The sequence below is a fragment of the Chromohalobacter sp. 296-RDG genome, assembly GCF_029889885.1.
Taxonomy (GTDB): Bacteria; Pseudomonadota; Gammaproteobacteria; order Pseudomonadales; family Halomonadaceae; genus Chromohalobacter.
The window spans coordinates 1-4,450 of the sequence record NZ_JARANY010000112.1 but is presented as its reverse complement, the minus strand read 5'-3'; the positions used below and the strand labels follow the sequence as shown (position 1 = coordinate 4,450).

4 protein-coding genes are annotated in these 4,450 nt (G+C 51.1%); all 4 read left to right on the top strand.

The genetic code is table 11. The features are described from left to right. Nucleotides 1–976 (top strand): adenylyl-sulfate kinase (gene cysC / locus OP495_RS16650; protein WP_280570846.1); only part of this gene is annotated, 976 nt, incomplete at its 5' end. Next, the gene (locus tag OP495_RS16645; RefSeq protein ID WP_280570844.1) at nt 976–2,469 is read left to right on the top strand and encodes an ABC transporter permease; all 1,494 of its coding nucleotides are present in this window, start codon (nt 976–978) and stop codon (nt 2,467–2,469) included. The genes cysC and OP495_RS16645, both read left to right, overlap by 1 nt. Then, entirely contained in the window at nt 2,469–3,119 is a 651-nt protein-coding gene (locus tag OP495_RS16640) for an ABC transporter ATP-binding protein (RefSeq protein ID WP_280570842.1), read from the top strand. The genes OP495_RS16645 and OP495_RS16640 overlap by 1 nt, the downstream gene beginning before the upstream one ends. Nucleotides 3,120–3,352: 233 nt before the next feature. Further along, on the top strand, nt 3,353–4,432 hold the full coding sequence (locus OP495_RS16635) for a hypothetical protein (RefSeq protein WP_280570840.1): 1,080 nt from the start codon (nt 3,353–3,355) through the stop codon (nt 4,430–4,432). The last annotated feature ends 18 nt before the right edge of the window (nt 4,433–4,450 follow it).

Genomic DNA, 4,450 nt, shown 5'->3' with positions numbered 1-4,450 from the left:
TTCGCGGGGCGACTGGTTGGTCGCCGCCGACGCCGAGGTGCCGTTGGCCGACGCCTTCGAGGCCGATATCGTGTGGATGCACGACACCGCTCTCGAGACCGGCCGGCTTTACGACCTCAAGCTCGCGACGCAGGATCTCGCCGGCAAGGTGAGCCAGATCGACTACCAGATCGACGTCAACACGCTCGAGCATCACGCCGCCGAGACCCTGGGGCTCAACGCCATCGGCCGCTGTCGCATCGAAGTCGCCGGTACGCTGCCGGTGGACGATTACCGCGTGAGCCCCGGTACCGGCAGCTTCATCGTCATCGACCGGCTGACCAACGTCACCGTGGGGGCGGGGATGGTGCACCGCACGCTGGATACCGAGCTGCCCTATGAATACCGCACGCATGATAGCCAGGCGGACGTGGTCTGGAACCGCACCAGCGTCACGCCGGAAATGCGGGCGCACATCAAGGGCCATACAGGTAAATGCATCTGGTTCACGGGGCTCTCGGGTTCAGGGAAGTCTACCCTTGCCAATAATCTGGAAGTGGAACTCAACCGGCGCGGCTATCACACCATGCTGCTGGACGGCGACAACATTCGCCATGGCCTATGCAAAGACCTGGGCATGACGGATGCCGCCCGCACCGAGAACATCCGCCGTGTGGGAGAAATCGCCAAGCTATTCGCCGATGCCGGCATCATCGTAATCACCGCCTTTATCTCGCCGTTCCGCTCGGATCGCGACGCCGCCCGTGAGCTGTTTGCGGATGGTGACTTCATCGAAGTACATGTCGATACGCCGCTGGATATCTGCGAGCAACGCGATCCCAAGGGGCTCTACGAAAAAGCCCGCCAAGGCAAGATCCAAGACTTCACGGGCATCAATAGCCCGTATGAAGCGCCCGAGAAGGCGGAGGTTGTGCTCGACACCACGGAGCATAGTCAGCAGGAACTAATAACCCAGTTATTGAAAAGCCACTTGTGATGGATGATGAAGCTGTAGTCGAAGCGTCGGCGGGAGGAAAAGTTCCGCCGGCCAGTAATGTGCTGGGTTGGCCTCGTCAGGCGATGAAAAATGGCAATTGGGAAAAGGCTTGCGAGCGTTGGGCCATCCTGCGCCAAGTGTATCCTGATAAACCGGCCGTCTGGATTCAGGCGGCGGTTTCTCATCGCCAATTGGGGCAACTGGATGAGGCTGAAGCCCTGCTGAACAGTGCTCGTGAGCGTTTTATCGAGCATTCAGGGCCGTTGCTGGAGCTTGCAACGCTACGATGTGAGCAAGAGCGGTTGGAAGAGGCTCTGTCCTTAACGGCAGAAGCACGGGAGCGCTTTCCGCAAGAGAAGGCCGTCATGCTTGGGTCGGCACGGGTAGCTGCTGAAGCCAACCACGCTTCGCAAGCGCTGGCATTCAATCAGGAAGCGCGGGAGCGATTCAATGATTCTCCTGAACCTTGGCTCCAGTATGCAGAGCTGGCCATGCAAGCCGAGGATTGGCCACTAGCGTTGGAAAGGTGGGCGGAGGTGCGCCAGCACTTCCCCAAGCATGCTGAAGGCTTCACCCGAGCAGCGGACGCCGCCCAAACCATGGGGAATGAAAACCAGGCACGTCAGCTCAGGCTAGCGCAGGAGTACGGCAATGCCTGGCTGGAAAGCGTCCAGGATGATGAGCAAGAAGAAGAGGCGCCGCATACCATCAACCCGCCTCAGCGTAGGGATTGGCGAACCTTTGTCGATCTCGTCTGGACCAAGGCCCGCTTGAATCTCAAAAGTGAGGCCAGCAAGAACCATTTGCGCTATTTGTGGTGGATTCTTGATCCCGTGCTCTATATGGCGGTGTTCTATATCGTCTTTGGGCTCTTGATGGAACGTGGTGGGCCGGGATTTATTGCCTACTTACTTACTGGCCTAGTCCCCTTCCAATGGTTCGGGAAAACCGTGCAGCAGACCTCGAACTCTATCGTCGGCGGTAAGGGGCTGATGCATCAGGTACGAATCTCACCATTGTTCTTCCCGTTGGTAGGCATTGTTCAGAATACCGGCAAGCAACTGCTAGTATTTGCCATGCTGGGGATCTTCCTCATCCTCTATGGGTTGCCGCCGACAATCCACTGGCTGGCCTTTATTCCCATTGTTTTTGTGCAGCTGATGCTTATGACGGTCGTAAGTTGCATTTTAGCGATGATGGTGCCCTTTGTTCGTGATCTAACCAATCTGATTCCCACCGGTATTCAGTTCACGCTATTTACCAGCGGGATTTTCTACACTATAGATCGCATCCCCGAGGAGTGGCGCTCGTTGTTCTTCACCAACCCGATGGCCAATATTCTCTACCAGTATCGCCAAGTGTTCGTTGAAAACCAGTGGCCGGACTGGAGTGGCCTCAGTTGGGTGGCCTTGGGCTGCATTCTTGGTCTGGGGCTGGTGGTTTTTCTCTATCGCCGTCTTGAACCCCTCTTCCCGCGGGTAGTGATTGAATAATGGCCAATATGGCGAATGGAAAGCACGGTGACGTCCTCATTTCACTTCAGGATGTGGGTGTACGCTATAAGCGCCGCGGCGGGCTCTTCCGCAAGCCTGAATACTTCCAGGCGCTGGAGGGTATCAGCTTTGATATACACCGAGGGGAGACGTTGGGCATCCTCGGCCGTAACGGTGCCGGCAAATCGACCCTGCTACGTGTCGTAGCCAGCATCATCCAGCCGGATAGCGGGGAAATCGTCAATCATGGTGCCACGGTTTCACTTTTGGCGCTCCAGGCTGGTTTCGATTCTGAGTTGCCGGGCACCGATAACGCCGTTCTCGGCGGTATGTTGATGGGCTATACACGCAAGCAGGTTGAAGCACGGCTGGAGGATATTGCCGAGTTCTCCGAGCTTGGTGATTTTATGTATGAGCCGGTCAAAACATATTCTTCCGGAATGAAGGCTCGTCTTGGCTTTTCCGTGGCGATGTATATGACGCCCGATGTTCTTCTCTTGGACGAGGTGCTGAGTGTGGGGGATAAGCACTTTAAGAAGAAAGCCGAGACTGAGATGGTTAAAAAGCTTCACTCGGACCAAACGGTGCTATTGGTTTCTCATTCTGAGAGCCAGGTAAATCGGCTTTGTAATAGAGTAATAAATATTTAAATTTTGTTTGTTTTAATATGTAATTTAGCGAAAGTCAACATTATGTGTAACACGCATAGTTTTAAATAGTGAAGGGTTTTCAGGAAAATTGTTAGCTATCGGAGCTTTTGAGTGTTTTTGAATTCGAGACATTTTGAGGTCATGCGCTTGTAGTTATTTATGACGAAAGCAGCTTAGCGAATCGTTTTTAAAGATGCTTCACTGCATGAAGCTATAAAATAGAGAGAAAAGCAATGCCTCAAGGAAAAACAAGCCATTTAGTCGTGCATGTCGGTGATCGTAAGACAGGTAGCACATCTATTCAGGAAGCTTTGGCTACAAAAAGAGTATCTGTCGAAGGAAAAACTCTGTGTTATCCAAGCCGTATGGCGCATAATTATCTCCGGCATGAATTGGCAAGCACATCTGATCTCTCTAAGACATCTTTTCAGAGTCTTATGGAAAATATTTATAAAGAGGGTGCTGACTTTACCATTCTTTCTTCCGAGCTTCTTGAATTAGTAGATCCTAAAAGAATGAAGGTAGTCAAAGAGCGATATTTTGATCAAGTTTCAGATAGCGTACAGTTTTTAGCCTATTTGCGGCCGCACGCAGCTAGAATTGTATCAAGCTGCGCTGAGCAATTTAAAATTGGCACTCACCAAGGTGGTTTAGAAGATTTTTTTTTAAAAACCATGAAAAACCGTGAATATTATTATTATTCGCGTGTAAGTAGATGGAAAGAAATATTGGGGGAAACATATGTTCTTCGCCCGATGATTCGCAGCGAATTAAAAAACAGCAATGTGGTGGATGATTTTTTGCATACTGCGTTTCAAGGACATCCTTTTTCCATAGCGGCAGGGGCGTCAGCCAACGAATCCCTCGGTCTGCGTGATTTAATGCTGCTCAAATTGATTCATCGTTTTACACAAGATCATCCGCCTCAGAAGCGTTTGCAGATTGGATGGACTATTGCCCAGTTGATTAATGAGGATGAGGATGAGGATAAGAATGAGCCTCAAGATAAACTGCGCATACATCGTTCTTTAGCAGAACGGGTTGCTAAAACCTATCGTAAGGATGCGAAAAAGGTCGATGCAATGATGTTTGATGGTCGTTCGCTTCTACAAGCTGAATTAGACAAAGCTGTTGATACGGCACCAGTAGCAGCACAGAGCTTAGAGCCTGAAGATTATTTTTCTCCCAATGAGCGTCGTGCCATCGTGTCACTTGCAAAAACTATTGGTCGACTTATGGGGATGAATGGGGTCGCTCCACACCTGTTCCAGTCACGTGTACAAGCGATGCATGATAGTATATATGATATATAAATTTAAATTGTATAATTG

Bases quoted from the DNA above. Each gene is read 5' to 3' on its own strand.
- OP495_RS16645 (WP_280570844.1), top strand. From the start codon at position 976: ATGGATGATGAAGCTGTAGTCGAAGCGTCGGCGGGAGGAAAAGTTCCG.
- OP495_RS16640 (WP_280570842.1), top strand. From the start codon at position 2,469: ATGGCCAATATGGCGAATGGAAAGCACGGTGACGTCCTCATTTCACTT.
- OP495_RS16635 (WP_280570840.1), top strand. From the start codon at position 3,353: ATGCCTCAAGGAAAAACAAGCCATTTAGTCGTGCATGTCGGTGATCGT.